The organism is Pseudomonas oryzagri, assembly GCF_020831405.1.
GTDB lineage: Bacteria > Pseudomonadota > Gammaproteobacteria > Pseudomonadales > Pseudomonadaceae > Geopseudomonas > Geopseudomonas oryzagri.
The window spans coordinates 279,856-305,934 of record NZ_JAJHPU010000015.1; the positions used below are offsets into that span (position 1 = coordinate 279,856).

General features: G+C 70.5%; 23 protein-coding genes. 17 read left to right on the forward strand and 6 right to left on the reverse strand.

From position 1 onward, the window contains the following. Nucleotides 1-7 precede the first annotated feature (7 nt). The 6 genes from LMJ29_RS04635 to LMJ29_RS04660 all read left to right on the forward strand — a co-directional run bounded on the left by LMJ29_RS04635 (nt 8) and on the right by LMJ29_RS04660 (nt 7,317). Nucleotides 8-1,387 carry a M16 family metallopeptidase gene (locus tag LMJ29_RS04635; RefSeq protein ID WP_229604337.1) on the forward strand — a complete coding sequence of 460 codons (1,380 nt, stop codon included), beginning with the start codon at nt 8-10 and terminating at the stop codon, nt 1,385-1,387. Continuing rightward, a complete protein-coding gene (locus LMJ29_RS04640) occupies nt 1,380-2,867 on the forward strand; it encodes a M16 family metallopeptidase (protein ID WP_229604338.1) in 1,488 nt (495 codons plus the stop codon). The genes LMJ29_RS04635 and LMJ29_RS04640 overlap by 8 nt, the downstream gene beginning before the upstream one ends. Next, nucleotides 2,867-3,484, forward strand: a complete 618-nt coding sequence (rsmD, locus tag LMJ29_RS04645) for a 16S rRNA (guanine(966)-N(2))-methyltransferase RsmD (protein WP_229604339.1) — start codon at nt 2,867-2,869, stop codon at nt 3,482-3,484. Before LMJ29_RS04640 ends, rsmD begins: the two co-directional genes overlap by 1 nt. A 141-nt stretch (nt 3,485-3,625) precedes the next feature. Then, on the forward strand, nt 3,626-6,427 hold the full coding sequence (locus tag LMJ29_RS04650; protein WP_229604340.1) for a diguanylate cyclase: 2,802 nt from the start codon (nt 3,626-3,628) through the stop codon (nt 6,425-6,427). 85 nt (nt 6,428-6,512) lie between these two features. Beyond that, nucleotides 6,513-6,992 (forward strand): pantetheine-phosphate adenylyltransferase, encoded by a 480-nt coding sequence (gene coaD / locus LMJ29_RS04655; protein WP_229604341.1) that lies wholly within the window; start codon nt 6,513-6,515, stop codon nt 6,990-6,992. A gap of 73 nt (nt 6,993-7,065) precedes the next feature. Next, complete coding sequence (locus LMJ29_RS04660; RefSeq protein WP_229604342.1) at nt 7,066-7,317, forward strand: YfhL family 4Fe-4S dicluster ferredoxin; 252 nt, start codon at nt 7,066-7,068, stop codon at nt 7,315-7,317. Between the two features lie 48 nt (nt 7,318-7,365). On the opposite strand, the gene LMJ29_RS04665 is transcribed toward LMJ29_RS04660, so the two are convergent. From LMJ29_RS04665 to mutM, 3 genes are all read right to left on the reverse strand, one after another. Beyond that, complete coding sequence (locus tag LMJ29_RS04665) at nt 7,366-9,204, reverse strand: Na/Pi cotransporter family protein (RefSeq protein WP_229604381.1); 1,839 nt, start codon at nt 9,202-9,204, stop codon at nt 7,366-7,368. Between the two features lie 207 nt (nt 9,205-9,411). Beyond that, nucleotides 9,412-9,780: a multidrug transporter gene (locus tag LMJ29_RS04670; RefSeq protein WP_229604343.1), complete on the reverse strand. Its 369-nt coding sequence runs from the start codon at nt 9,778-9,780 to the stop codon at nt 9,412-9,414. 110 nt (nt 9,781-9,890) lie between these two features. Continuing rightward, a complete protein-coding gene (gene mutM / locus LMJ29_RS04675; protein WP_229604344.1) occupies nt 9,891-10,703 on the reverse strand; it encodes a bifunctional DNA-formamidopyrimidine glycosylase/DNA-(apurinic or apyrimidinic site) lyase in 813 nt (270 codons plus the stop codon). A 131-nt stretch (nt 10,704-10,834) separates the two neighbouring features. Between mutM and LMJ29_RS04680 the strand changes: the two genes are divergently transcribed. From LMJ29_RS04680 to LMJ29_RS04695, 4 genes are all read left to right on the forward strand, one after another. Continuing rightward, complete coding sequence (locus tag LMJ29_RS04680; RefSeq protein WP_229604345.1) at nt 10,835-12,028, forward strand: class I SAM-dependent rRNA methyltransferase; 1,194 nt, start codon at nt 10,835-10,837, stop codon at nt 12,026-12,028. Nucleotides 12,029-12,239: 211 nt separating this feature from the next. Next, nucleotides 12,240-14,078: a dihydroxy-acid dehydratase gene (gene ilvD, locus LMJ29_RS04685; RefSeq protein ID WP_229604346.1), complete on the forward strand. Its 1,839-nt coding sequence runs from the start codon at nt 12,240-12,242 to the stop codon at nt 14,076-14,078. Between the two features lie 185 nt (nt 14,079-14,263). Continuing rightward, nucleotides 14,264-14,902: a hypothetical protein gene (locus tag LMJ29_RS04690; protein ID WP_229604347.1), complete on the forward strand. Its 639-nt coding sequence runs from the start codon at nt 14,264-14,266 to the stop codon at nt 14,900-14,902. A gap of 115 nt (nt 14,903-15,017) precedes the next feature. Continuing rightward, the gene (locus LMJ29_RS04695; RefSeq protein ID WP_229604348.1) at nt 15,018-15,632 is read left to right on the forward strand and encodes a helix-turn-helix transcriptional regulator; all 615 of its coding nucleotides are present in this window, start codon (nt 15,018-15,020) and stop codon (nt 15,630-15,632) included. Nucleotides 15,633-15,695: 63 nt separating this feature from the next. Here the strand turns inward: LMJ29_RS04695 and LMJ29_RS04700 are convergent, their stop codons facing one another. Next, nucleotides 15,696-16,211 (reverse strand): dihydrofolate reductase, encoded by a 516-nt coding sequence (locus LMJ29_RS04700; protein ID WP_229604349.1) that lies wholly within the window; start codon nt 16,209-16,211, stop codon nt 15,696-15,698. A 223-nt stretch (nt 16,212-16,434) separates the two neighbouring features. Here LMJ29_RS04700 and LMJ29_RS04705 point away from each other — a divergent pair, with 223 nt between their 5' ends. Beyond that, nucleotides 16,435-17,814, forward strand: coding sequence for a DUF2868 domain-containing protein (locus LMJ29_RS04705; RefSeq protein WP_229604350.1), 1,380 nt, complete (start codon nt 16,435-16,437; stop codon nt 17,812-17,814). Further along, complete coding sequence (locus LMJ29_RS04710; RefSeq protein WP_229604351.1) at nt 17,807-19,177, forward strand: GTPase/DUF3482 domain-containing protein; 1,371 nt, start codon at nt 17,807-17,809, stop codon at nt 19,175-19,177. Before LMJ29_RS04705 ends, LMJ29_RS04710 begins: the two co-directional genes overlap by 8 nt. Nucleotides 19,178-19,195: 18 nt before the next feature. On the opposite strand, the gene LMJ29_RS04715 is transcribed toward LMJ29_RS04710, so the two are convergent. After that, entirely contained in the window at nt 19,196-19,939 is a 744-nt protein-coding gene (locus LMJ29_RS04715; RefSeq protein ID WP_229604352.1) for a hypothetical protein, read from the reverse strand. Between the two features lie 258 nt (nt 19,940-20,197). Here LMJ29_RS04715 and LMJ29_RS04720 point away from each other — a divergent pair, with 258 nt between their 5' ends. Next, nucleotides 20,198-20,821 carry a 2OG-Fe(II) oxygenase gene (locus LMJ29_RS04720; RefSeq protein WP_229604353.1) on the forward strand — a complete coding sequence of 208 codons (624 nt, stop codon included), beginning with the start codon at nt 20,198-20,200 and terminating at the stop codon, nt 20,819-20,821. Nucleotides 20,822-20,898: 77 nt separating this feature from the next. Continuing rightward, nucleotides 20,899-21,330, forward strand: coding sequence for a DUF4399 domain-containing protein (locus LMJ29_RS04725; RefSeq protein WP_229604354.1), 432 nt, complete (start codon nt 20,899-20,901; stop codon nt 21,328-21,330). Nucleotides 21,331-21,385: 55 nt separating this feature from the next. On the opposite strand, the gene serA is transcribed toward LMJ29_RS04725, so the two are convergent. After that, nucleotides 21,386-22,618: a phosphoglycerate dehydrogenase gene (serA, locus tag LMJ29_RS04730; RefSeq protein ID WP_229604355.1), complete on the reverse strand. Its 1,233-nt coding sequence runs from the start codon at nt 22,616-22,618 to the stop codon at nt 21,386-21,388. A gap of 182 nt (nt 22,619-22,800) precedes the next feature. Here serA and LMJ29_RS04735 point away from each other — a divergent pair, with 182 nt between their 5' ends. From LMJ29_RS04735 to LMJ29_RS04745, 3 genes are all read left to right on the forward strand, one after another. Continuing rightward, complete coding sequence (locus tag LMJ29_RS04735; protein ID WP_229604356.1) at nt 22,801-24,192, forward strand: FAD-binding oxidoreductase; 1,392 nt, start codon at nt 22,801-22,803, stop codon at nt 24,190-24,192. A gap of 110 nt (nt 24,193-24,302) precedes the next feature. Next, nucleotides 24,303-24,968: a fumarylacetoacetate hydrolase family protein gene (locus LMJ29_RS04740; RefSeq protein ID WP_229604357.1), complete on the forward strand. Its 666-nt coding sequence runs from the start codon at nt 24,303-24,305 to the stop codon at nt 24,966-24,968. A gap of 111 nt (nt 24,969-25,079) precedes the next feature. After that, complete coding sequence (locus tag LMJ29_RS04745) at nt 25,080-26,006, forward strand: SdiA-regulated domain-containing protein (protein ID WP_229604358.1); 927 nt, start codon at nt 25,080-25,082, stop codon at nt 26,004-26,006. Nucleotides 26,007-26,079: the final 73 nt, after the last annotated feature.

A 26,079-nucleotide genomic window follows, 5' to 3' on the forward strand; every position in this document is an offset into this window, starting at 1 on the left:
CTCTCTGATGAAAGCATCCCTGCGTCACGCCAGCCGCCTGCTGCTGGTCGCCCTGTGCCTGCCGCTGGGCGCCTTCGCCGCGGTCAGCCAGCCGACCCACGAGTTCCGCCTGGACAATGGCCTCAAGGTGATCGTCCGCGAGGACCACCGCGCCCCGGTGGTGGTTTCCCAGCTGTGGTACCGGGTCGGTTCCAGCTACGAGCGCCCCGGCTTCACCGGCCTGTCCCACGCCCTCGAGCACATGATGTTCAAGGGCAGCGCCAAGCTCGGCCCCGGCGAATCCTCGCGCATCCTGCGCGAGCTGGGCGCCGAGGAGAACGCCTTCACCAGCGACGACTACACCGCCTACTACCAGGTGCTGGCGCGCGACCGCCTGGAGGTCGCCCTGGAGATGGAGTCCGACCGCCTGGCCAGCCTGCGCCTGCCGGCCGACGAATTCACCCGCGAGATCGAGGTGATCAAGGAGGAGCGCCGCCTGCGCACCGAGGACAACCCCTCGGCGCTGGCCTGGGAGCGCTTCAAGACCGCGGCCTACCCGGCCACCGGCTACCGCACCCCGACCATCGGCTGGATGGCCGACCTCGAGCGCATGACGGTGGAGGACCTGCGCGCCTGGCACGAGGACTGGTACAGCCCCAACAACGCCATCCTGGTGGTGGTCGGCGACGTCGGCGTCGACGAGGTGCGGACCCTCGCCGAGCGCCACTTCGCCGCCATCCCGGCGCGCCCGCTGCCGGCCGCCCGCGTGCCGCTGGAGGTGCCGGCGCTCGGCGAGCGGCGCCTGACCCTTGAGGTCAAGACCCAGCTGCCCAGCCTGCTGATGGGCTTCAACGTGCCCGGCCTGGCCAGCAGCGACAATCCGCGGGAAATCCATGCCCTGCGCCTGATCGCCGAACTGCTCGACGGCGGCTACAGCGCGCGCCTGCCCACCCGCCTCGAGCGCGAGGAGGAGCTGGTCACCGGGGTGTCGGCCAGCTACGACCCGTTCAACCGCGGCGACAGCCTGTTCGTGCTCTCCGCGCGGCCCAACCTGCAACGGGGCAAGACCCTCGAGCAGGTCGAGGCCGGACTGTGGCGGGAACTCGAGCGCCTGAAGAACGAGGCGCCGAGCACGGACGAGCTGGCGCGGGTGCGCGCCCAGCTGATCGCCGGACTGGTCTACGAGCGCGACTCGATCGCCAGCCAGGCCACCAGCATCGGCATGCTGGAAACCGTCGGTCTGTCCTGGCAGTTGCTCGACCAGGAGCTCGACGCGCTCAAGGCGGTCACTCCCGCCGACATCCAGGCCGCCGCCCGGCGCCTGTTCCAGCGCGAGCGCCTGACCCTCGCCCAGGTACTGCCGCTGCCATCCACCCAGGCGTCCGCCGAGGAGAGCCGTGATGAATAAACGCCACCTGCTGCTGATCGTGGCGCTACTGGGGCTGCTCGGCCTGCTGCTGTTGATCGGCCGCCCGGCCGCCCAGCCGGACCGCCCCGCCCCGGCCGCCAGCACCGCCCCCTCGAACGCCGCGCCGCAGATCGCCTCGCTGGCCAAGATCAATGGCCAGGCGCCGGCGCGGCGCAGCCTGGACATCCAGCGCTGGACCACCGCCGAGGGCGCCCGCGTGCTGTTCGTCGCCGCCCACGAGCTGCCGATGTTCGACCTGCGCCTGACCTTCGCCGCCGGCAGCAGCCAGGACGGCGGCACTCCCGGCCTGGGCATGCTGACCAATGCCATGCTCAACGAGGGCGTCGCCGGCCAGGACGCCACCGCCATCGCCGCCGGCTTCGAGGGCCTCGGCGCCGCGTTCGGCAACGGCGCCTACCGCGACATGGCGGTCGCCTCGCTGCGCAGCCTGTCCGCCGCCGAGCAGCGCGAACCGGCGCTGGCGCTGTTCGCCCAGGTGGTCGGCGCGCCGACCTTCCCGGACGACGCCCTGGCGCGGGTCAAGAACCAGGTGCTCGCCGGTCTCGAGATGCAGAAGCAGAACCCCGGCAAGCTGGCCAGCATCGCCCTGTTCCACCAGCTGTACGGCCAGCACCCCTACGCCCAGCCCAGCGACGGCACGCCGGCCAGCATCCCGGCGATCGACCGCGCCCAGCTGGCCGCCTTCCACGCCCGCGCCTACGCCGCCGGCAACGCGGTGATCGCCCTGGTCGGCGACCTGTCGCGCGCCGAGGCCGAGGCCATCGCCGCGCAGGTCTCCGCCGCCCTGCCCAAGGGCCCGGCGCTGGTGCCGCCGCCGGCGCCCCAGGCTCCCGCCGCGGCCAGCCAGCACGTCGAGTATCCCTCGCAGCAGACCCACCTGCTGCTCGCCCAGCTCGGCATCGACCGCAAGAGCCCGGACTACGCCGCGCTCTACGTCGGCAACCAGATCCTCGGCGGCGGCGGTTTCGGTACCCGCCTGATGGAGGAGGTGCGCGAGAAGCGCGGCCTGACCTACGGCATCTATTCGGGCTTCACGCCGATGCAGGTGGCCGGGCCGTTCCTGATCAACGTGCAGACCCGCGCCGAACTGAGCCAGGCGACCCTGGAGCTGGTGCGCCAGCTGGTACGCGACTTCATCGCCCAGGGACCGAGCGAGGAAGAGCTCAAGCAGGCCAAGCGCGAGCTGGCCGGCAGCTTCCCGCTGTCCACCGCGAGCAACGCCGACATCGTCGGCCAGCTGGCCGCCATCGGCTTCTACGACCTGCCGACCACCCAGCTGGAAGACTTCATGAACCAGGTGCAGCAGCTCACCGTGGCGCAGGTGCGCGAGGCGATGGCCCGCCACCTGAATGCCGACGCCTTCGTGGTGGTCACCAGCGGCCCCACCGTGGCGCAGCAGCCGCTGCCGCCGCCCGTCGAACGTCCCGCCGCGCAGCCCGCCGGCGTACCGGAGCACTGATGGCCCGTCCTTCCGCCAAGCCCGCCCGCAAACCCGCCGCCGGCCCGTCCCAGGGCCAGCTGCGCATCATCGCCGGCGAGTGGCGCTCGCGGCGCCTGAGCTTCCCCGACGCCCCCGGCCTGCGCCCGACCCCGGACCGCGTGCGCGAAACCCTGTTCAACTGGCTGGCGCCCTACGTGGAGGGCGCCCGCGTGCTCGACCCCTTCGCCGGCAGCGGCGCCCTGCTGCTGGAGGCGCTGTCGCGCGGCGCCGGCCGCGGCCTGGCCCTGGAGCTCAACCCGCTCGCCGCCACCGCCCTGCGTGGCAACCTCGAGCTGCTGCGCGCCGGCAACGCCGAGGTGCGCCAGGCGGACGCCCTGAAGCACCTGCAGGGCGCGGTCGCCGAGGCCTTCGACCTGGTGTTCCTCGACCCGCCGTTCCACAAGGACCTGCTGCTGCCCGCCTGCCAGCTGCTGGAAAATCGCGGCTGGCTGGCCGCCGAGGCGTGGATCTACACCGAGAGCGAGAGCGCACCCTCCAGCCTGGGCCTGCCCGGCAACTGGCAGCTGCACCGCGAGAAGCATACCGGCCAGGTGCACTACGCGCTGTGGCGGCGCCGGCCGCCGGCCGGCGCCTGAATCGCCGGAACTTTGCGGACTGCATCACAGGCCAAACTGTCGATCCCATCACAAAGCTGCGGAGGCGGTGCCAGGGGCGATATCCTTGGCGGACATAGTCCGGCCGTGGCCTGCCCGTAGTACGGCGGACAAGGAGTATTCATGTCCGCCCCCCTCGATACCTCGCCCAGCCACTGCAGCCGGCGCTGTCAGTGGTCGTTGTGCTGCCTGCTGATCCTCGCCGGCCTCGTCCTCACCGTCCTGCTCACCCGCCAGCTCTGGCACGACAGCCAGGCCGTGCGCCGCCAGCAGTTCGACAGCCTGGCCGCGGAGCGCTTCGGCCGCCTGGAGGAGCGTCTCGCGGTGCGCGAGCGCGACCTCGACAGCCTGCGGCGCTTCTTCGAGAACTCCGATGCGGTCACCCGCAGCGAATTCGAGCGCTTCGTCCGCCCGCTGCTCGGCGACCATCTGGTGCTGTCCTGGGCGCCGCTGGTGGAGGTCGACCCCGCCAACCGCGACGCCCAGCTGCAGGCCTTCGCCCGCGGGGCGCAAACCCTGGTCGGCAGCGATTTCCAGCTGCGCGAAGCGGACAACGCCGGCGGCCTGCAACCGCTGCAACCGCGCGAGCGCTACTTCCCGCTGCTGTTCAGCCTGTCGCGGCGGGTCGCCGAACTGCCGCTCGGCCAGGACATGGCCTCGCCCGGTCCGCGCCGCGACGTGCTGGAAGAGGCGCTGCGCGAGGACCGCACCAGCCGCAGCGCCGTGCTGCGCTTCACCAGCGGCGACGAGGCCGACCGCCTCGGCCTGCTGCTGGCCACCCCGGTGCGCGCCCGCGCCGACACCCCGCACGCCACGCGCCACAACGCCCCGCTGCGCGGCGCGCTGTTCAGCTCGATCAGCCTGCGTCAGTTGCTGGAAGAAGGGCAGACCGCGCTGACCCTGGACAGTCTGGCGGTCGAACTGCGCGACCTCGACCACCCCGGCGGTGCGCCCCTGTACCACCTGGGCAGCCCGGCGCCCGACAGCCCGCTGCAGGTCAGCCGCGACCTGCGCTCCACCCAGGGCCACTATCGTCTGGTGATTCGCCCCACGGTCCACTTCCTGCGCCAGCACGCCACCCTGGCCGCCTGGAGCATCGCCCTGCCGGGGGCGAGCCTCAGCCTGCTGCTGGGCATCCTGCTGTACGTCCTGCTCAGCCAGCGCCAGCGCGCCCTGGCCCTAGTCGCGCGGCGCACCGCCGAGCTGCAGGAAAGTCGCGAGGCGCTGCGCGTCAGCGAGGAGCGCTGGACCCTGGCGCTGGACGGCATCGGCGACGGCGTATGGGACTGGGACCTGCTCACCGACCGCCTGTACCTGTCGCCGATGTGGAAGCGCATGCTCGGCTACGCCGAGGGCGAGATCGGCGACAGCCCCGAGGAATGGCGCAGCCGCCTGCACCCGGAGGACGCCGCGCGCAGCCAGCAGGCCCTGCACGATCACCTGGCCGGGCGCAGCCCGCTGTATCGCAGCGAGAAACGTCTGCGCTGCAAGGACGGCAGCTGGAAGTGGCTGCTGGCCCGCGGCCGGGTGGTCGAGCGGCTTCCCGACGGTCAGCCCAGGCGCATGATCGGCACCCATGTCGACATCTCGGTGCGCAAGGCGCTGGAGCTGGAGCTGCGCCAGAGCCACGCGCGCCTGCAGGGGCTGCTCGAGGCCGCCACCCAGGTCGCCATCATCGGCGTCGGCAGCGACGGGCGGATCCGCACCTTCAACGCCGGCGCCGAGCGCCTGCTCGGCTTCGAGCGCACCGACATCCACGCGCAGCCCCTCGAGCCGCTGCTGGACGCCGCGCGCCTGGCCGCCGACGGCGGCCTCGCCAGCGCGCCGGACGGAGTCCCGGCCACCCTCGCCGCCCTGCTCGAACGCCGCCAGCACCGCGAGCTGGATACCGTCCTGCTGCGCCGCAACCGCGAACCGCTGCAGGTGACCCTGATGCTCTCCACCATCCTCGAGGCCGACGGCCAGCTCGGCGGCTACCTGCTGATCGCCATCGACATCGGCGAACGCCTGCGCACCCGCCAGGCCCTGGAGGAACGCAGCGCTCTGCTGGAAAAGCTCGGCGCACAGGTCCCCGGCGCCATCTACCAGTACCGCCTGTTCGCCGACGGCCGCAGCTGCTTCCCCTACGCCAGCGCCGGCATCCGCGAGATCTACGAGGTCGAGCCGCAGGACGTGCGCAGCGACGCCGCGCCGGTGTTCGCGCGCCTGCACCCGGAGGACCGCGAGCACATCGCCGCCGCCATCCGGCACTCGGCGCACACCCTGGAACGCTGGCAGGCGGACTACCGTGTGCTGCTGCCCCGACGCGGCCTGCGCTGGCTGCGCGGCGAAGCCATGCCGGAGCGCCTGGCCGACGGCTCGGTGCTCTGGCACGGCTTCATCGCCGACATCAGCAACCTCAAGCAGGTGGAGGACGAGCTGCGAGCGCTGAGCATCACCGACCCGCTCACCGGCATCCGCAACCGCCGCTACTTCCTCGACCAGCTGGCCGCCGAACTGGAACGGCGCAACCGCAGCGGCCGTGCGCTCAGCCTGATCATGCTGGACATCGACCACTTCAAGCGGATCAACGACCAATGGGGCCACGACGCCGGCGACCGCGTGCTCGCCGAGCTGTGCCGGCGCATCGGCGCGCGCCTGCGGCGGATCGACAGCTTCTGCCGGCTGGGCGGCGAGGAGTTCATCGTCATCTGCCCGGAGACCGACGCCGAACAGGCCGGGCAGCTGGCCGAGGCGCTGCGTCGCCTGGTGCAGGACACGCCCTTCGCCGGGGTCGGCAGGATCACCGCCAGCTTCGGGGTGAGCAGCGCGCGCCCGGGCGATGGCCGCGAAAGCCTGCTGCAGCGCGCCGACCAGGCGCTGTACGCGGCCAAGGACAGCGGGCGCAACCGGGTGTGCGACGAGGCGCCGCTGCTGCAAGGCTGAGCCGGGGCTCAGGTACGGCTTGGCCGCCCGGTCGGCGCTGCGCTACCATCCGGGCCTCCACGCTCTCTGCCGACAGGACATCCGGATGAATCGCGTGCTTTACCCGGGCACTTTCGACCCCATCACCAAGGGCCACGGCGACCTGATCGAGCGCGCCGCGCGGCTGTTCGACGAGGTGATCATCGCCGTGGCGGCCAGCCCGAAGAAGAATCCGCTGTTCAGCCTCGACAAGCGCGTCGAACTGGCCGAGGCGGTCAGCGCCCACCTGCCCAACGTGCGGGTGCTCGGCTTTTCCAACCTGCTCGCCCAGTTCGCCCACCAGCAGCAGGCCAACGTGCTGCTGCGCGGCCTGCGCGCCGTCTCCGACTTCGAGTACGAATTCCAGCTGGCCAACATGAACCGCCAGCTGGCGCCGGATGTGGAAAGCCTGTTCCTCACCCCGTCGGAGAAGTACTCCTACATCTCCTCGACCCTGGTGCGGGAAATCGCCGCACTCGGTGGCGACATCGACAAGTTCGTCCACCCGATCGTCGCCCAGGCCCTGCGCGAGCGTTTCGCCGGCTGAGGCAACGGGTGCAGGTCAACGGCGCTTGCGGCACAATAGGACGTTGACCGTAGCTGCTCCAGGAGTTGTTCCCATGTCCCTAATGATCACCGACGACTGCATCAACTGCGACGTCTGCGAGCCGGAGTGCCCCAACGGCGCGATTTCCCAGGGCGAGGAGATCTACGAGATCGATCCGAACCTGTGCACCGAATGTGTCGGCCACTACGACGAGCCGCAGTGCCAGCAGGTGTGCCCGGTGGATTGCATCCCGCTCGATCCCAACCGCGCCGAGAGCCGCGACGAGCTGATGCAGAAGTACCTGATCATCAGCGGCAAGGCCTGAGCACCGCACGCCTGATGGCGAATCACGCCGGCCCACGGGCCGGCGTTTTCATTTCGGCTCCATGCGGATCAACGGCTCGTCGCCCACGCCGCGGAACGGCAGGTGCGGCATCAGCTCGCCTCCCTCGTCGAGGCCCAGCAGCAGCACGTTGCGCAGGCTCTGGCCGATGCGGCTGGCGTAGCCCAGATCGTTCATCAGCGAGCTGGCGCGCGGACCGTCCAGGCGTTGCGCGCGCACCGCGGCGAACAGTCGCTCGCGGAACGCCGCATCGAAGTTCGCCGCCTCGTCGTCGAAGAACTGCAGGCGCGCCCTGAGCGCCTCCGCCGGCAGGTCGAGCAGGCTGATCGCGCGTACCTCGCGCAGTACCCAGAGCAGGTGGTGGCGCAGCTCGGCGTAGGCGGCGCTGACCGCCGGCTCGCCGTCGGCGAGCAGCCGGCCGAGGTTCTTCTGCAGGTGCTTGGCGTCCTTCACCGCGTCCACCAGCTGCAGCGCCACCACCTGGCTGGCCAGCCAGAGGCGGCTGTGCACCTCGTCGAGGGCCGCCTCCAGGCGGCCCATGTAGCTCAGCAGATCCCCATACACCCCCTTGATGTGGCGCTGGTACAGCTGCTCGGCGTCCAGCGCCTGGCCGGCCGTCTGCGCCGAGCTGCGCAGCACCGTCTCGTCGATCTGCCGGCTGCTCAACTGGTCCACCGGCAGGTACAGGGCATGGCAGATCACCTCCAGGCTCAAGCGCGCCAGGTGCTGCAGCTCGTGGGCCACCGCCTGGACCGCCGCCTCGGCCGAGCCCAGCGCACTGTCATCGAGATAACGGGCGCGGGTCTGCGGCCACGCGCTCTCCGCCTGCCCGTTGCCCACCTCGGCGATCAGCACCTGCGGCTCGGCCGGCTCGGGCAGAAGCCGCTCCAGCCAGGCGGCCAGGGCGGAATGCCAGGGCATGAACAGCAGTACGCCGACAGCATTGAGCAGGGTATGGAACAGCGCCAGCTGCAGCAACGGATTGCCCGCGATGCCCAGCCACAGCGACAGCGCCTGCACCAGATGGGTCGCCGGTGCGAGCAGCAGCAGCGCCAGCACGGTGATCGCCGCATTGAACAGCACGTTGGCCAGCGCCAGACGCTTGCCGGCCCGGGCCCCACCCAGCGCGCCGAGCACGGCGGTGAGGGTGCCGCCGAGGTTGCTGCCGATGGCCAGGGCGAAACCCTGCGGCAGGTCGATCTGGCCGCCGGCCAGGGCGGTCAGCACCAGCATCAGACTGGCATGGCTGGACTGCATCACCGCCGTGGCCAGGGCGCCGAGGGCGACGAACAGCAGTACGCCGGGCAGTCCCGGCAGCAGCCACTGGCGGGGATCGAACACGGCGGTGGCGTCGCTGAAGCCGGTCTTCATCAGGTCGATGCCGAAGAACAGGAAGCAGATGCCCAGCAGGACGCGGCCGACGCCCTTGCTGCGCGGCCCGTTGAAGCCCAGCAGGATGCCGAACACCGCCAGCGGCAGGGCGACGTCGGCGAGGCTCGCGCTCTGGCCGAGCAGCGCCAGCAGCCAGATGCCGCTGGTGGTACCGAGGTTGGCGCCGAAGACGATGCACAGGCCGGCCGCCAGACCGATCAGGCCGGTGCCGAGGAAGGCGATGGTGAGCAGCGAAACCAGCGTGCTGGACTGCACCAGGGCGGTGGCGAAGATGCCGAAGCCGAGGCTTTTCCAGGCCTGCTCGGTGGCCCTGCCGAGAAAGCGCTCCAGCTCGCCGCCAGCCAGCACGCGCAGCCCCTCCTCCAGGCACTGCATGCCGAACAGGAACAGCGCCAGGCCGCCGGCCAGCCGAGTCCAGTCGGGACTGAACCAGAACGACAGCGCCAGCAGGACGGCCAGCAGCCACAGCGTGGCCATGTTGAGCGCGTTTTTCGACAAGTCCTTTCCCTCGCGTGCGCGTTACCGCGTCCCGCCAGGGATGAACATGGGGCGCACGAGGGTGCGCGCAGGGCATGAGCACGGCAGCGCCGCCGGCTGGCAGGCGCATACCGATTCTGCCCGAAGGGGTCGGGCGGGCGACAGCCCCAAACGACAAGGGCGCCTCGGGCGCCCTTGCTCACTGCATCACTGCTGGTACTGATTCCGGTCCTGGTACGAGCCGCCGTCGGCCCAAGACGAGGTGCAGCCCAGGCAGCGCACGAAGGCCTCGCGGCCCGGCTCGACCACCAGCGCGTGCGCGGCCTCCTCGACGTTGCCGCCCAGCGCCGAGAACGGCAGGCTGACGACGAACAGCAAGGCGCCGACGGCGGTGCCGGCGATCAGCAGCGGACGCGCGATAATCAGGTCGCCGGCCATGGCGTAGGCCGGCGGCGCCTCCAGGGTGTAGGTGGGGTCGCCGCTGACGTTGTCCTGCATGGCGGACGCGGACAGCGGAAGAGAGGCCAGACCGGTCGTCATGATCAGGCCGAGAGCGGTGGAACGGAACAGATTCATGCGCAGGGTCCTTTTGCCGCGTTGCACGTGAGGATAACTATATCAGCGAATCGTCCGGCCTCAGCGTGAACGCCGTCAATCGCCGGTCGCCGCGCCTGGCCGAAAACCCATCAACGCTGGCAGCGCGAACAATACACGCTGGCCCGCTGGCCCAGCTTGATCTCGCGCAGGGTGGCGCCGCAGGTCATGCAGAATTCGCCGCCGCGGCCGTAGACGAACAGTTCCTGCTGGAAGTAGCCGGGCTTGCCGTCGCCGCCGACGAAGTCGCGCAGGGTGGTGCCGCCGCAGTCGATGGCCAGGGCGAGGATGCGGCGGATCTCCGTGGCCAGTGTCTGGTAGCGCGCCCGCGAGATCGAGCCGGCTTCGCGGCGCGGGTCGATGCCGGCGGCGAACAGCGCCTCGGTGGCGTAGATGTTGCCGACGCCGACCACCACGGCGTTGTCCATGATGAACGGCTTGACCGCCACCTTCTTGCCGCGCGACAGCGCGTACAGGCGCTCGCCGTCGAACTCCGCGCCCAGCGGCTCCGGGCCGAGCTTGCGCAGCAGCTCGTGATTGAGCGGATCGAGGCTCCACAGCAGCGCGCCGAAGCGTCGCGGGTCGGTGTAGCGCAGCGCCATCCCCGAATCCAGCTCGATGTCGACGTGCTCGTGCTTGGCCGCCGGCAGGCCGGCCTCGACCAGGCGCAGGCTGCCGGACATGCCCAGGTGGCCGATCAGCGTGCCTTGCTCGGCCGCGATCAGCAGGTACTTGGCGCGCCGTTCGACCCGCTCGATGCGCTGGCCGGACAGGCGCACGTCGAGGTCCTCGGGAATCGGCCAGCGCAGGCGGCGCTCACGGACGATCACGCGGGTCACGCGGTGGCCTTCCAGATGCGGGGCGATACCGCGGCGGGTGGTTTCGACTTCGGGCAATTCGGGCATGGCGGCGGACACGGCAAAACGGGCGCGCCAACATAGCAGGATTGCCGGCCCCGCTCACCCTCGCGCGCCGGCCGGCAGGCGCCCGAGCCCCCGCCTTCCGCTATACTCCGCGCTTTTTGCGAGAGTGCCCCATGTCCCTGCCCAGCCTGCGACTGAAAGCCAACGCCGAGCGCCGCCTGCGCGCCGGCCACCTGTGGGTCTACAGCAACGAGGTGGACGTGGCGGCCACCCCGCTGTCGCTGTTCGAGCCGGGCGACCAGGCCATCCTCGAAATGGCCGGCGGCAAGCCGCTGGGCATCGTCGCCATCAGCCCGCAGAACCTGATCTGCGCGCGGCTGATCTCCCGCGACACCAAGCACCCGCTGGACAAATCCTTGCTGGTGCACCGTATCAACGTCGCCCTGAGCCTGCGCGAGCGTCTGTTCGACGCGCCCTGCTACCGCCTGGTGTACGGCGACTCCGACCTGCTGCCCGGCCTGGTGGTCGACCGCTTCGGCGACCACCTGGTGGTGCAGCTGGCTTCGGCGGCCATGGAGCGCCACAAGGACGCCGTGGTCGAGGCGCTGGTGCAGGTGCTCAAGCCGGCCGGCATCCTGTTCAAGAACGACTCCAGCGCCCGCGACGCCGAGGGCCTGGAGCGCTACGTGGCCACCGCCTACGGCGAAGTGCCGGAGTGGGTATCGCTGGAAGAGAACGGCGTGAAGTTCGAGGCGCCGGTGCAGGGCGGCCAGAAGACTGGCTGGTTCTTCGATCATCGCCAGAACCGCGCGCGCCTGGCGCCCTACGTCCAGGGCAAGCGGGTACTCGACCTGTTCAGCTACGTCGGTGGCTGGGGCGTGCAGGCCGCGGTGTTCGGCGCATCCGAGGTGATGTGCGTGGACGGCTCGGCACTGGCGCTGGACGGCGTCGAGCGCAACGCGGCGCTCAACGGCGTGGGCGAGAAGATGGCCTGCGTCGAGGGCGACGTGTTCGAGGCGCTCAAGGAGCTGAAGGCGGCCGAGGAACGCTTCGACGTGATCGTCGCCGACCCGCCCGCCTTCATCAAGCGCAAGAAGGACCTGAAGAACGGCGAGGCCGCCTATCGCCGCCTCAACGAGCAGGCCATGCGCCTGCTGAACAAGGACGGCATCCTGGTCAGCGCCAGCTGCTCGATGCACCTGCCCGAGGACGACCTGCAGAACATCCTGCTCTCCAGCGCCCGCCACCTCGACCGCCACATCCAGCTGCTCGAGCGCGGCGGCCAGGGCCCCGATCACCCGGTACACCCGGCGATCAACGAGACCCGCTACATCAAGAGCCTGACCTGCCGCATCCTGCCGAGCTGAGGCTGGCTCACCGCCCGGATGGCCGACGGCGCAGCCGTGGCCAGCCGGCCGGGCCCAGCGGTGGAAAAGGCCGGCGGCCGTTTGCCACCCTGCCCTTCTTCCGACACGTGGCGCGCCAGGCGCGCCACGCCCGTCCCCGCCCGCTGCACCCGCCCGCCAATCGCTGGTATCCTGAAAAGCTCAGTATCCGCCTGCATTCCGGGAATCCGCCATGCCTGACTATCGCTCGAAAACCTCCACCTTCGGCCGCAACATGGCCGGCGCCCGTGCCCTGTGGCGCGCCACCGGGATGAAGGACGAGGACTTCAAGAAGCCGATCATCGCCGTTGCCAACTCCTTCACCCAGTTCGTGCCCGGCCACGTGCACCTGAAGGATCTGGGCCAGCTGGTCGCCCGCGAGATCGAGAAGGCCGGCGGTGTGGCCAAGGAATTCGACACCATCGCCGTCGACGACGGCATCGCCATGGGCCACGACGGCATGCTCTATTCGCTGCCCAGCCGCGAGATCATCGCCGACTCCGTCGAGTACATGGTCAACGCCCACTGCGCCGACGCCATCGTGTGCATCAGCAACTGCGACAAGATCACCCCCGGCATGCTGATGGCCGCCCTGCGCCTGAACATCCCGGTGGTGTTCGTCTCCGGCGGGCCGATGGAAGCCGGCAAGACCAAGCTGGCCGCCCACGGCCTCGACCTGGTCGACGCCATGGTCGCCGCCGCCGACGACAACTGCTCGGACGAGACCGTCGCCGAGTACGAGCGCAGCGCCTGCCCGACCTGCGGCAGCTGCTCGGGCATGTTCACCGCCAACTCGATGAACTGCCTGACCGAAGCCCTCGGCCTGTCGCTGCCGGGCAACGGCACCACCCTGGCCACCCACAGCGACCGCGAGCAGCTGTTCCTGCGCGCCGGCCGCCTGATCGTCGAGCTGTGCCAGCGCTACTACGGCGAAGGCGACGAGTCGGTGCTGCCGCGCTCGATCGCCAGCTTCAAGGCGTTCGAGAACGCCATGACCCTGGACATCGCCATGGGCGGCTCGACCAACACCATCCTGCACCTGCTGGCCGCCGCCCAGGAGGCCGAGGTGGACTTCAACCTGCGCCACATCGACCAGCTGTCGCGTCGCGTGCCGCAGCTGTGCAAGGTCGCGCCCAACATCCAGAAGTACCACATGGAAGACGTGCACCGCGCCGGCGGCATCATCAGTATCCTCGGCGAGCTGGCCCGTGGCGGCCTGCTGCACACCGACGTGCCGACCGTGCACAGCCCGACCATGGCCGACGCCATCGCCGAGTGGGACATCACCCAGACCGCCGACGAATCCGTGCACACCTTCTTCAAGGCGGGCCCTGCCGGCATCCCCAGCCAGACCGCGTTCAGCCAGAGCACCCGCTGGCCGAGCCTGGACACCGATCGCTTCGAGGGCTGCATCCGCAGCGTGGAAAACGCCTACTCCCAGGAGGGCGGCCTGGCCGTGCTGTACGGCAACATCGCCCTGGACGGCTGCGTGGTGAAGACCGCCGGCGTCGACGAGTCGATCCACGTGTTCGAAGGCAACGCGCGCATCTATGAAAGCCAGGACGCCGCGGTGAAGGGCATCCTCGCCGACGAGGTGAAGCCGGGCGACATCGTGGTGATCCGCTACGAAGGTCCCAAGGGCGGCCCGGGCATGCAGGAAATGCTCTATCCGACCAGCTACCTGAAGTCCAAGGGCCTGGGCAAGCAGTGCGCCCTGCTCACCGACGGCCGCTTCTCCGGCGGCACCTCGGGCCTCTCCATCGGCCACGTCTCGCCGGAAGCCGCCGCGGGCGGCGCCATCGGCCTGGTCGAGGAAGGCGACAAGATCCTCATCGACATCCCCAACCGCAGCATCAGCCTGCTGGTCGGCGACGAGGAGCTGAAGGCCCGCCGCCTGCACCAGGACCACAAGGGCTGGAAGCCGGCCGCGCCGCGTGCGCGCAAGGTCAGCACCGCGCTGAAGGCCTACGCTCTGCTCGCCACCAGCGCCGACAAGGGCGCAGTGCGCAACAAGGCACTGCTCGAGGACTAAGCGTCCGCCGCCCCCGCCATGACAAACGCCCCGCATTGCGGGGCGTTTGTTTTTCCGGCCTGCCGTGGCGGCCGCCGGTCGGCAAGCCGCCTGCCACTCGTCCGTTGGCCTGGTCGCGGCCTATTTCGGCATTTTTTGCTGCTTTAATTGTTTCTGGGGGCCATCCATTTCGAGAGGGTACCGTCATGATCATCCGAATTCTGGCTCTGCTACTGATTGCGCTCTGCGCACCGCAGGCCTGGAGCCAACAACCCGCCCTGGCGCCGACCAGCCCGCCCGCCACCTCCGTCAAGGTCCTGGACACCCGCCTGGCCCTGCGCGACCTGTGGGTCGAACATACCTTCTGGGTCAGGAACTACGCGGTGGCCAACCAGGCCGGCAATGCCGCCCAGGCCGAAACCGCCGCCAAGGAGGTGGTGGCCAATGCCACCGCCATCGCCAACAGCCTGCAGCCGCTGTACGGCCAACCGGCCGCCGACCAGATGCTCACCCTGCTGGCTGGCCACTGGAACGCGATCAAGAGCTACAGCGACGCCAGCGTGGCCAAGGACAGCGCCAAGCAGGAAGCCGCCAAGGGTTTGCTGGAGACCAATGGCAAGGCCATCGCCGCCTTCCTCGCCAAGGCCAACCCCTATCTGCCCGAGACCAGCCTGGTAACCCTGCTCAGCGCCCACGGCGGACACCACATCAGCCAGATCGACCAGTTGGCCAAGGCCGACTACGCCGGCGAGGCCAAGACCTGGCACGCCATGCACGAGCACATCCTCGGCATCGCCGATGCCCTGGCCGACGCGCTGGCCAAGCAGTTCCCCGAGAAGTTCTGACGCCACCGGCGGGGCGCTCGCGGCGCCCCGCCCCTGGAGCCTGACGGCGACTTCGCGAGCCCGCGCAACGCTGCGGGACAGCAGATCGATCACAGCTCTTACGCGCGAGGCGACTATGTTTCCCGGTCTCGGCCACACCCAGCAGGAGTTGCTCGCCGCCCTGCTCTGCCAGCCGACAGGCATGAGCATCGACGACCTGGCGGCGCAGCTGCAGGTGACCCGCACCGCGGTGCGCCAGCACCTGGCCGCGCTGGGGCGCGACGGGCTGGTCGAGCGCGGGCCGACCCGTCCCACAGGGCGCCGCCCGGAGCAATTGCACCGGCTCAGCGAGCGCGGTCGCGAGCTGTTTCCCCGCCAGTACCAACTGCTCGCCGACCTGCTGCTCGGCGAGGTGGTGCAGCTGCTCGGCGAGCAACAGCTGGTGGCGCTGATGCGTGGCCTGGGCCGGCGGCTGGCGGCCAGTCTGGAGCAGCAGGCGGTGGACGAGGCCCGCATCGTCGCGCACATGAACCAGGTCGGCTACCAGGCGGAACTGATCGCCCGCAGCGGCGGCGGGACGGAAATCGTCGCCCACAACTGCGTGTTCCACCACCTGGCCAGCCGCCATCCATCGGTCTGCGAGCTCGACCTGGCGCTGATCGGCAGCCTGGCCGGTGCCGCGGTCGAGCATTGCGAATGCATGGTGCGCGGCGGCGCGGTGTGCCGCTTCCGCCTGCGCCGGGAAGAGTGAAGGAAGCCTGCGCCAGCAGCGGGCAAGGTCAGCAGGGCGCTGTCGCCCTGCGTCCGAGTCGCGTCAGGCGCGCTGCCAGGTCTCGTAGGCGTACGCCGGCGCCGCGGCCTCCGCCGCGTGCGCCTCGCACTCGGCCAGTCGCCAGTCGCTCTCGGCGAAAGCCGGGAACCAGGCGTCGCCCGCGGGCGCTAGGTGCACGCGGGTCAGGTAGAGGCGCTGCGCCAAAGGCAGGCCCTGCGCGTACAGCTGGGCGCCGCCGATCAGCATCAGCTCGTCGACCTCGCGCTCACGCGCCCACGCATCGGCGCGGGCGATGGCCGCCTCCAGGGAGGGGAACACCTCGGCGCCGTCCAGGACGAGGTCCGCCTGGCGGCTGACCACCAGGTTGAGCCGCCCGGGCAGCGGCCGGCCGAGCGAGTCCCAGGTCTTGCGGCCCATGATGATCGGCTTGCCGAGGGTCAGGGCCTTGAAGTGCTTGAGGTCCGCCGGCAGGTGCCAGGGCAGGCGGTTGTCGATGCCGATCACGCGGTTGTCGGCCAGCGCGGCGATCAGGGCGAGGGGGAGCGTCGAGGTTTTCATGGGCGCGAGGATAGCAGGCCGGCGGCGACGCTGACGATCATGGAGGGCCTGCGATCTGCCGCCCACCGGCCACGCGGCGTCGCAAACGGCGTCAGCACACGCATCCGTGCCCGGCAAACTCCGCAGCCTCGACCGACATTGCCGGCCTGGCCCTGGCTGGCGAGCGCACCAACGGCCGCGCAGCGGTTATCCTCTGCCTATCCCCCGACGCCATGGAGGCCGCTTGCCGCTCACCCCCATCCCCGACGCCCTGTGGCTCGCCGAAGCCCTGCGCCTCGCCGAGGAGCAGGGCGGGCCGCTGGAAGATGCCGAAGCCAGCCGCCTGGCCCGCGCCGCCGGCGGCGACCTGCAGCGGCGCATCCTCGTTCGCGCCGAACGGCTGGCCCAGCGCGACGGCCTCGACCAGGCCCTGCGTCACTGGCGCCAGGGTGCCCGCCTGGCCGTGCTGCTGCTCGCCGCGCTGGCGGTCGGCAGCGGCGCCGGGCTGGCCTTTGCGGCGCTCGGCGACGGCAGCCGCCCGGTCAACCTGCTGTGGGCGCTGGGCAGCCTGCTCGGCCTGCATCTGGTCACCCTCGCCGGCTGGGCACTGGGCTTCGCCTTCGGCGGCGAAGCCGGCAGCGCCCTCGGCCGCCTGTGGCTGGGCCTCAGCGAGCGCCTGCTGCGCGATCGCCGCGGCGCCCAGCTCGGCCCGGCGCTCTTGGGGTTGCTCGCCCGCCAAGGCCTGCAGCGCTGGGCGCTCGGCCTGCTCAGCCATGGCCTGTGGCTGCTCGCCCTGCTCGCCGCGCTGGCCGTGCTGCTCGCGCAGCTGGCCACCCGCCGCTACGGCTTCGTCTGGGAGACCACCCTGTTGCCGGCGGACAGCTTCGCCGCGCTGATCCACGGCCTCGGCGCCGGGCCCGCGCTGCTCGGCTTTCCGCAGCCGGACCTCGCGCTGCTGCGCGCCAGCGGCGAGGCGGTGGTCGGCGGCGAGGCGGCGCGACAGACCTGGGCCGCCTGGCTGCTCGGCGTGTTCGCGCTCTACGGCCTGCTGCCGCGCGCGCTGCTGGCGCTGCTGTGCCTGGTGCAGTGGCGCCGCGGCCTGGCGCGCCTGGCCCTGGACCTCGAGCAGCCCGGCTACAGCCGTCTGCGCGAGCGCCTGCTGCCGTCCAGCGAGCGCCTCGGCGTCAGCGACCTGGCTCCGGCGCAGCTGCACCAGCCGCATGCCGGTCACGCCGCAACGACCACCCCCGGCGGCCTGCTGGTGGCGGTGGAACTCGACGGCGAGCGCGCCTGGCCGCCGGCGCTGCCGGCCGGGGTCAGGGATGCCGGCATTCTCGACGACGGCGCGCAGCGCCGCCGCCTGCTCGAGCAGCTCAGCCGCCAGCCGCCGGCGCGCCTGCTGATCGCCTGCGACCCGCGCCGCTCGCCGGACCGCGGCACCCTGGCGCTGCTCGGCGAGCTGGCCCGCGCGGCCGGCGCCACGCGCATCTGGCTGCTGCCGGCGCCCTCCGGCGAGACGCTGGACCAGCAGCGCCTGGGCGACTGGCAGGCCGCCCTCGACGAGCTGCAACTGCCCTGGAACGACCGCGCGACCTGGCGCTGGCTGGAGAGCGGTGATGACTGAAGCGCTGAAAATCGTCGTGGTCGGCCACACCAACGTCGGCAAGACCTCGCTGCTGCGCACCCTGACCCGCGACGTCGGCTTCGGCGAGGTCTCCCACCGCCCCAGCACCACTCGCCACGTCGAGGGCGCGCGTCTGGCGGTGGACGGCGAGGCGCTGCTCGAGCTGTACGACACCCCCGGCCTGGAGGACGCCATCGCCCTGCGCGACTACCTCGACGCCCTCGCCGGACCCGGCGAGCGCCTCGACGGCCCCGAACGCATCCGCCGCTTCCTGGCCGGCGGCGAGGCGCACGGCCGCTTCGAGCAGGAAGCCAAGGTGCTGCGCCAGCTGCTGCTGTGCGACGCCGGGCTATACGTGATCGACGCCCGCGAGCCGGTGCTGGCCAAGTACCGCGACGAGCTGGCGGTGCTCGCCGACGGCGGCAAGCCGCTGCTGCCGGTGCTCAACTTCGTCGCCGCCGAGCAGCACCGCGAGGCCGACTGGCGCGCCGCGCTGGCCCGCCTCGGCCTGCACGCGCTGGTGCGCTTCGACAGCGTGGCGCCGCCTCTGGACGGCGAGCGGCGCCTGTACGAAAGCCTGGCGCTGCTGCTCGAGCACGCCCGCCCGGCGCTCGAACGACTGATCGCCGATCACCAGGCGCAGCGCCTGGCACGTCGCGCCGCCGGGGCGCGGCTGATCGCCGAGCTGCTGGTCGACGCCGCCGCCTGCCGGCGCCTGGTGGACGGCGATGCGGCCAGCCTGGCCGCCGCGGTCGAGCGCCTGCAGGGCGAGCTGCGCGCGCGCGAGCAACGCTGCGTCGAGGCCCTGCTCGAGCTGTACACCTTTCGCCCAGGCGACGCCGAGACCGGCACGCTGCCGCTGCTGGACGGGCGCTGGGGCGACGATCTGTTCCACCCGGAGACCCTCCGCCAACTGGGGGTGAAGGTCGGCGGCGGCATGGCGGCCGGCGCCGCGGCGGGAGCCGGCATCGACCTGATGGTCGGCGGCCTGAGCCTGGGCGCCGCCACCCTGCTCGGCGCCCTCGCCGGCGGCGCCTGGCAGACCCTGCGCAACTACGGCGAGCGCCTGAAGGGCAAGCTCACCGGCCAGCGCGAGCTGACCGCCGACGACGCCGTGCTGCGCCTGCTGGCCCTGCGCCAGCGTCAGCTGCTCATCGCCCTGGAAAGCCGCGGCCACGCCGCGCAGCAGCGCATCCGCCTGGACAACCCGCAGGAGCAGATCTGGCGCGAGGGAAAACTGCCGGAGGTGCTGCACCGGGCGCGCGCCCATCCGCAGTGGTCGAGCCTGAACGACGGCGCCCGCCCGCAGCAGGCCGAGCGCCAGGCGGCGATCCGTCGGCTGGCGGCGGACCTGCAGGGATAGGGAGAAGTAGGCGCGGGCTTACTGCGCGGTCTGCAGGCCGGCGCGGATCGCCTGCAAGGCGGCGCGGTAGTAGGCCTGGCCCTCCGCCGACTCGGCGAAGGCGGCGTACTCGCCGAGCTGGGCGTCGCTCAGCTCGCGGTACACGTACAGCAGGGTGTTCTCCAGCTGGCCGTCGATCTGCTGCATCAGCCGCTCGCGCTGGCCGCCGAGCATGTCCTGCGGGGCGCCGCCATTGCCGAGCAGCCCGGACAGGCCGGGGAGCATCTGGCTCAGGCTGTCGGCGGCCACGCCGGCCAGCGCCAGGCTGACCTCGGCGCCGGCCTCGCGCGCCGGCAGGGCCTTGCCCACGCGCTGCACCAGGGCGCGGCGGGCCGCCGACGCGGTCATCTTGGGCAGGCCGCCGCTGTGGCGGTTGAGTTCGCCCGGCGAGGTGGCGCTCACCTCGCGCTGCACCACGGCGCGGCCCAGCGGGCTGTCGAAGAAGCGGATCGCCGGCAGCGGGTCGGGCAGGGCCTGGCGCAGACTGGCCAGCGCGCGCTGATCGATCGCCTGCGGGTCGAAACGGCGGTTGCTGTTGTCGACCAGAGACTGATAGACCGCCGGTGGCAGGCTGCTCTGGTAGCGCTGCTGGGCGTTGACCAGGGCGGCGCTGAAGTGCTCGCGCTGCTGTGGCCAGCCGGCCAGCTCGTAGAGCAGCTCGTGCTCGTCGGCCCGGCTCAGCAGGCTGACGACACAAAGGGCAAGGGCGATCAGGACACGCATGGCAACTCCCGCGAAACAGGGGCGTATTGTCGGCGCGCGGCGGTCAACTTGTCGAGACAGCTCACCATACCGGTGATCGACAATCGCCCGCCGGCAAGGCGCCTGCCGAGTTGGTCCGCCGCCACCGGCAATGGTTCCCTGCGACGCGCGGCGAGTCGTGAGCGGGCAGACGACGCTGCGGCAAAAAGCGGCTCGGCAAGCCGTCCGCCAGCCCGTACACTCCGCCTCCCGTCGCCCCTCGCTGCCCCGGAGTGCGCCATGCGCGAAGCCAGTCCCACCCCCCTTTCGGCCCGTATCCTCGACGACCTGGCCGAGCGCGGCTGGTCGGTGCAGAGCGACGCCCTGCCGCCGGGCCTGGCCGGCGCGCTGGCCGCCGAATGCCGCCGCCGCCACGCCGCCGGCGCACTGGCACGCGCCTCGGTCGGCCGCGGCAGCGGCCAACTGGTCGACGAGGGCATTCGCGGCGACCATATCCAATGGCTGGGCCGCGGCGAGACGCCGGCCACCGACCAGTACCTGGATCTGCTCGACGAGCTGCGCGCGACGCTCAACCGCGAGCTGTTCCTCGGCCTCGAGGACTACGAGTGCCACTTCGCCCTGTATCCGCCGGGCAGCTTCTACCGCCGCCATCTCGACCGCTTCCGCGACGACGACCGCCGCACGGTGACCACGGTGTGCTACCTCAACGCCGACTGGCAGGCGGAGCACGGCGGCGCGCTGCGCATCGAGCTGCCGGACGGCGAGGAGCGCGACGTGCTGCCGGCCGCCGGCACCCTGGTGGTGTTCATGTCCGCCGACTTTCCCCACGAGGTGCTGGCGGCCAGCCGCGAGCGCCTGTCGCTGACCGGCTGGTATCGCCGGCGCGGCAGCGGGCCGCTCTGACCTGCGCGCCTCCACTGGAACCTTGCGCCGGGCCGGCTAGTCTGTAACGGGATTTTCCCCGCACAAGGAACCTTGCGATGCGCTCTCTGCTCGTTACCTGCGGCCTGCTCGCCGCGGTCACCCTGGCCGCTCCCGCCATGGCCGAAACCCCGCGCACTCCCGCCCCGGCCGACGCGGCCGTGGCCATCCTCGAACCGGCCGACGGCGCCAGCGTCGCCCCGACCTTCACCGTCAAGTTCGGCCTCACCGGCATGAGCGTGGCGCCGGCCGGCAGCGACACCCCGGCCTCCGGCCACCACCATCTGCTGGTGGACGTCAGCCAGATGCCGGCCATGGACCAGCCGTTGCCGACCACCGAGAACATCCGCCACTTCGGCAAGGGCCAGACCGAGACCGAGCTGACCCTGCCGCCGGGCCGGCATACCCTGCAGCTGCTGATGGGCGACAAGAACCACGTGCCGCACCAGCCGCCGGTGCTGTCGGAGAAGATCACCGTCACCGTGAAGTGATGGCGAGAACGAAAAAGGGAGGCCGAGGCCTCCCTTTTTCACATCCGGCGGACGCTTAGAACAGCACGCGGCAGCGGATGGTGCCCTTGATCTCCTGGAGCTTCTCCAGGGCCAGGTCGGAGTATTCCTTGTCGACGTCGACCACCACGTAGCCGACCTTCTCGTTGGTCTGCAGGAACTGGCCGGAGATGTTGATGCCGTTGTCGGCGAACACCTTGTTGATCTCGCTGAGCACGCCCGGAATGTTCTGGTGGATGTGCAGCAGGCGATGCATGCCCTTGTGCGCCGGCAGGGCCACTTCCGGGAAGTTCACGGAAGACACCGAGGTGCCGTTGTCGCTGTACTTGACCAGCTTCTCGGCCACTTCCAGGCCGATGTTGGCCTGCGCCTCGGCGGTGGAGCCGCCGATGTGCGGGGTGAGGATCACGCGATCCAGGCCGCGCAGCGGGCTGGCGAACTCCTCGTCGTTGGACTTGGGTTCGACCGGGAACACGTCGATGGCGGCGCCGATCAGGTGCTCGTCCTTGATGGCCTGGGCCAGGTGGTCCAGCTCGACCACGGTGCCGCGCGCGGCGTTGATCAGGATGCCGCCCGGCTTCATGGCGCGGATTTCCTTCTCGCCGATCATCCACTGGGTGGACGGCAGCTCCGGCACGTGCAGGGAGACGATGTCGCACATGCCCAGCAGCTCGTGCAGCGAGCCGATCTGGGTGGCGTTGCCGATCGGCAGCTTGGTCACCACGTCGTAGAAGTAGACCTGCATGCCGAGGGCCTCGGCCAGCACCGACAGCTGGGTGCCGATCGAGCCGTAGCCGACGATACCGAGCTTCTTGCCGCGGATCTCGAAGGAGTTGGCCGCCGACTTGATCCAGCCGCCGCGGTGGCAGGAGGCGTTCTTCTCCGGGATGCCGCGCAGCAGCAGGATGGCTTCGGCGAGCACCAGCTCGGCCACCGAGCGGGTGTTGGAGTAGGGGGCGTTGAACACGGCGATGCCGCGCTCGCGGGCCGCGTTGAGGTCGACCTGGTTGGTACCGATGCAGAAGCAGCCGACGGCGACCAGCTTCTTGGCGGCGTCGAAGACTTCCTCGGTCAGCTGGGTGCGCGAGCGGATGCCGATGAAGTGCACGTCGGCGATCTTGGCCTTGAGCTCCTCGCCGGACAGGGCGCCCTTCAGGTACTCGATGTTGGTGTAGCCGGCGGCCTTGAGGATATCCACGGCGTTCTGGTGCACACCTTCGAGAAGAAGGAACTTGATCTTGCTCTTGTCGAGAGAGGTCGTCTTGCTCATCTGCGTAAACCTGTTGTCCCGGGGGTTGTCTGGGCGGTGGACAGCGCGGGCTGTGCCGACCCGCGAGTCGGCGGCGGCGCGATCGGCGGGGTGCGTATGCTACCATAGCGCCCCCGCGAAGCGCCCATCCCCGAGCATGAAGCCTGCTCAGGGTGACCATGAACCGCCCGAGATTTCCGCAGATGAGCCAAGCTGCCCTGATCGAAGAACTGAAGACCCTGGTCGAGCCCGGCAAGGTGCTGACCGACGCCGACTCCCTGGACGCCTACGGCAAGGACTGGACCAAGCAGTTCGCCCCGGCGCCGCTGGCCATCGCCTTCCCCAAGTCCATCGAGGAAGTGCAGGGCATCGTGCGCTGGGCCAACGAGCGCAAGGTCGCCCTGGTGCCCTCGGGCGGCCGCACCGGCCTGTCCGCCGGCGCCGTCGCCGCGCATGGCGAGGTGGTGGTGGCCTTCGACTACATGAACAAGGTTCTCGACTTCAACGCCTTCGACCGCACCGTGGTGTGCCAGGCCGGCGTGGTCACCGAGCAGCTGCAGAACTTCGCCGAGGAGCAGGGCCTGTACTACCCGGTGGACTTCGCCTCGGCCGGCTCCAGCCAGATCGGCGGCAACATCGGCACCAACGCCGGTGGCATCAAGGTGATCCGCTATGGCATGACCCGCAACTGGGTGGCCGGCATGAAGGTGGTCACCGGCAAGGGCGACATCCTCGAGCTGAACCGCGACCTGATCAAGAACGCCACCGGCTACGACCTGCGCCAGCTGTTCATCGGCGCCGAGGGCACCCTGGGCTTCGTGGTCGAAGCCACCATGCGCCTGGAACGCGCGCCGAAGAACCTCACCGCCATGGTCCTCGGCGCCGCCGACCTCGACTCGATCATGCCGGTGCTGCACGCCTTCCAGAGCAAGCTCGACCTGACCGCCTTCGAGTTCTTCTCCGACAAGGCGCTGGCCAAGGTGCTGGCGCGCGGCGACGTGCCGGCGCCGTTCGAGACCGACTGCCCGTACTACGCATTGCTCGAGTTCGAGGCCAGCAGCGAGGAAGTCGCCAACGCCGCCCTGGAGCTGTTCGAGCATTGCGTCGAGCAGGGCTGGGTGCTCGACGGCGTGATGAGCCAGAGCGAGCAGCAGCTGCAGAACCTGTGGAAGCTGCGCGAGTACATCTCCGAGACCATCTCGCACTGGACCCCGTACAAGAATGACATCTCGGTCACCGTCTCCAGGGTGCCGGCGTTCCTCAAGGAAATCGACGCCATCGTCGGCGAGCACTACCCGGACTTCGAGATCGTCTGGTTCGGCCACATCGGCGACGGCAACCTGCACCTGAACATCTTGAAGCCCGACGCCCTGGCCAAGGAAGACTTCTTCGCCAAGTGCGCCACCGTCAACAAGTGGGTGTTCGAGACCGTGGAGAAGTACAACGGTTCGATCAGCGCCGAACACGGCGTGGGCATGACCAAGCGCGACTACCTGGGCTACAGTCGCTCGGAAGCGGAGATCGCCTACATGAAGGCGGTCAAGGCGGTGTTCGATCCCAACGGCATCATGAACCCCGGCAAGATCTTCGCCTGAGGCCGGCGCTCGCGCAGGGTGGCAAGCGGCCCACGGCCTTTGCCACCCCGCATCGCCACGGTGGAAAACGCCTCGCGGTTCTCCACCCTACGGATTACCAGGAGTCACGCATGAGCTACCAGCACCAGTACGTCGACGGCACCCGCATCCACTTCCCGCTGGGCAAGGTAGTCTGCGTCGGTCGCAACTACGCCGAGCACGCCAAGGAACTCAACAATCCGGTGCCCAGCGAACCGCTGCTGTTCATCAAGCCGGCCACCGCGGTGGTCGACCTGGAAGGCGGCTTCGCCATCCCCGAAGGCCGTGGCGAGGTGCACTACGAGACCGAGATCGCCGTGCTGATCGGCAAGCCGCTGTCGACCCAGCCGGACGACGACGAGGCCCGCGGCGCCATCTCCGGCTTCGGCCTGGCCCTGGACCTGACCCTGCGCGACGTGCAGGCGCGCCTCAAGGACAAGGGCCATCCCTGGGAAATCGCCAAGGCCTTCGACGGCGCCTGCCCGCTGTCGCCCTTCGTGCCCGCCGACGCGGTCGAGGACCTCGCCGACATCGGCGTGCGCCTGACCGTCAACGGCGAAGTGCGCCAGGACGGCAACAGCCGCGACATGCTGACGCCGATCCTCGCCCTGATCCGCTACATCAGCGGCCACTTCTCCCTGCAGCCGGGCGACGTGGTGCTCACCGGCACCCCGGCCGGCGTCGGCCCGCTGGGCCACGGCGACCAGCTGGCGCTCGAACTGCCCGGCCTGTGCCGCTTCGAGACCCACGTGCTGTGAGTGGCTGGCGGAGCGCAGGCCAGGCCTTCGCTCCGCACCGCTGCTGACCGTTTCACACGCTCTTCAACATTCGGCAGGCATTCTGTCGCGCCCTGTCCGCAAGGCCGTCCGATGTCCTCTCCCTCCCCCCGCCGCTGCCGCTGGCGACGCCCGCTCGCCCTCAGCCTGCTGCTCGTCACCGCCGCCCTGCTGCTCGCCGGCCACCTGCTGCACTGGGACGACCAACTGGGCCTCTACTGGCACGAGCAGCGCACCAGCGCGCAGACGCGTCAGGACAGCATCTGGCTGCCGGACTACCAGCTGACACTGGAAACCCGCCTGGCCGGCCTCGAGGAAGACGAAACCTCCGGCCTGACCTGGAGCCCGCTGACCGGCACGCTGTTCACCGTCACCGGGCAGAACCCGCAACTGGTGGAGTTCACCACCAGCGGGGTGATCCTGCGCCGCATCCGCCTCGACGGTTTCGCCGATCCGGAAGCGGTCGAGGCCCTGGACGATGGCCGCCTGGCCATCGTCGACGAGCGTCGTCACCGCCTGGCGGTGTTCCACCTCGCGCCCGGCGTCGAGCGCCTCGATCTGGACGCCCTGCCCAGCTACGACCTGGGCTTCGCCGACTCCGGCAACAAGGGCTTCGAGGGCCTGGCCTGGAATCCGCACACCCGTCGCCTGCTGCTGGCCAAGGAGCGCGAGCCGCTGGGTCTGTTCAGCCTGCCGTTCCCCGGCGAGGACGGCGCCGCCGGCACCCTGGAGCCGGTCCCCAGCGGCCACCTGCTGGTCCGCGACCTGTCCTCGGTGACCATCGACCCGCGCAGCGGCCACACCCTGCTGCTCTCCGACGAGTCGCGCCTGCTGGTGGAGCTGGATCTGCAGGGCCAGCCGCGCAGCTTCATCGGCCTGTTCGGCGGCCTGCACGGTCTGGCGCAAGGCATCAAGCAGGCCGAGGGCGTGGCGATGGACGCCGCCGGCAACATCTACGTGGTCGGCGAGCCCAATCGCTTCTATGTGTTCAGCCGCCGGCCGGCAGAGGCGCCGCGGTAAGACTAGAGTCATCAACGGGGGGCAAGCTCGTGGGCGCACATCCACCCACGAGACGCACGCCATCATGCCGAGC

Excerpts from the sequence above, each read along its gene's own strand:
- LMJ29_RS04670 (WP_229604343.1), bottom strand. The coding sequence starts at position 9,780 with ATGAATCTGTTCCGTTCCACCGCTCTCGGCCTGATCATGACGACCGGT.
- rsmD (WP_229604339.1), top strand. The coding sequence starts at position 2,867 with ATGGCCCGTCCTTCCGCCAAGCCCGCCCGCAAACCCGCCGCCGGCCCG.
- LMJ29_RS04720 (WP_229604353.1), top strand. The coding sequence starts at position 20,198 with ATGCGCGAAGCCAGTCCCACCCCCCTTTCGGCCCGTATCCTCGACGAC.
- LMJ29_RS04695 (WP_229604348.1), top strand. The coding sequence starts at position 15,018 with ATGTTTCCCGGTCTCGGCCACACCCAGCAGGAGTTGCTCGCCGCCCTG.
- LMJ29_RS04650 (WP_229604340.1), top strand. The coding sequence starts at position 3,626 with ATGTCCGCCCCCCTCGATACCTCGCCCAGCCACTGCAGCCGGCGCTGT.
- LMJ29_RS04710 (WP_229604351.1), top strand. The coding sequence starts at position 17,807 with ATGACTGAAGCGCTGAAAATCGTCGTGGTCGGCCACACCAACGTCGGC.
- LMJ29_RS04665 (WP_229604381.1), bottom strand. The coding sequence starts at position 9,204 with ATGGCCACGCTGTGGCTGCTGGCCGTCCTGCTGGCGCTGTCGTTCTGG.
- serA (WP_229604355.1), bottom strand. The coding sequence starts at position 22,618 with ATGAGCAAGACGACCTCTCTCGACAAGAGCAAGATCAAGTTCCTTCTT.
- LMJ29_RS04690 (WP_229604347.1), top strand. The coding sequence starts at position 14,264 with ATGATCATCCGAATTCTGGCTCTGCTACTGATTGCGCTCTGCGCACCG.
- LMJ29_RS04715 (WP_229604352.1), bottom strand. The coding sequence starts at position 19,939 with ATGCGTGTCCTGATCGCCCTTGCCCTTTGTGTCGTCAGCCTGCTGAGC.
- ilvD (WP_229604346.1), top strand. The coding sequence starts at position 12,240 with ATGCCTGACTATCGCTCGAAAACCTCCACCTTCGGCCGCAACATGGCC.
- LMJ29_RS04740 (WP_229604357.1), top strand. The coding sequence starts at position 24,303 with ATGAGCTACCAGCACCAGTACGTCGACGGCACCCGCATCCACTTCCCG.
- LMJ29_RS04725 (WP_229604354.1), top strand. The coding sequence starts at position 20,899 with ATGCGCTCTCTGCTCGTTACCTGCGGCCTGCTCGCCGCGGTCACCCTG.
- LMJ29_RS04745 (WP_229604358.1), top strand. The coding sequence starts at position 25,080 with ATGTCCTCTCCCTCCCCCCGCCGCTGCCGCTGGCGACGCCCGCTCGCC.
- LMJ29_RS04680 (WP_229604345.1), top strand. The coding sequence starts at position 10,835 with ATGTCCCTGCCCAGCCTGCGACTGAAAGCCAACGCCGAGCGCCGCCTG.
- LMJ29_RS04735 (WP_229604356.1), top strand. The coding sequence starts at position 22,801 with ATGAGCCAAGCTGCCCTGATCGAAGAACTGAAGACCCTGGTCGAGCCC.
- mutM (WP_229604344.1), bottom strand. The coding sequence starts at position 10,703 with ATGCCCGAATTGCCCGAAGTCGAAACCACCCGCCGCGGTATCGCCCCG.
- LMJ29_RS04640 (WP_229604338.1), top strand. The coding sequence starts at position 1,380 with ATGAATAAACGCCACCTGCTGCTGATCGTGGCGCTACTGGGGCTGCTC.
- LMJ29_RS04635 (WP_229604337.1), top strand. The coding sequence starts at position 8 with ATGAAAGCATCCCTGCGTCACGCCAGCCGCCTGCTGCTGGTCGCCCTG.
- coaD (WP_229604341.1), top strand. The coding sequence starts at position 6,513 with ATGAATCGCGTGCTTTACCCGGGCACTTTCGACCCCATCACCAAGGGC.
- LMJ29_RS04660 (WP_229604342.1), top strand. The coding sequence starts at position 7,066 with ATGTCCCTAATGATCACCGACGACTGCATCAACTGCGACGTCTGCGAG.
- LMJ29_RS04700 (WP_229604349.1), bottom strand. The coding sequence starts at position 16,211 with ATGAAAACCTCGACGCTCCCCCTCGCCCTGATCGCCGCGCTGGCCGAC.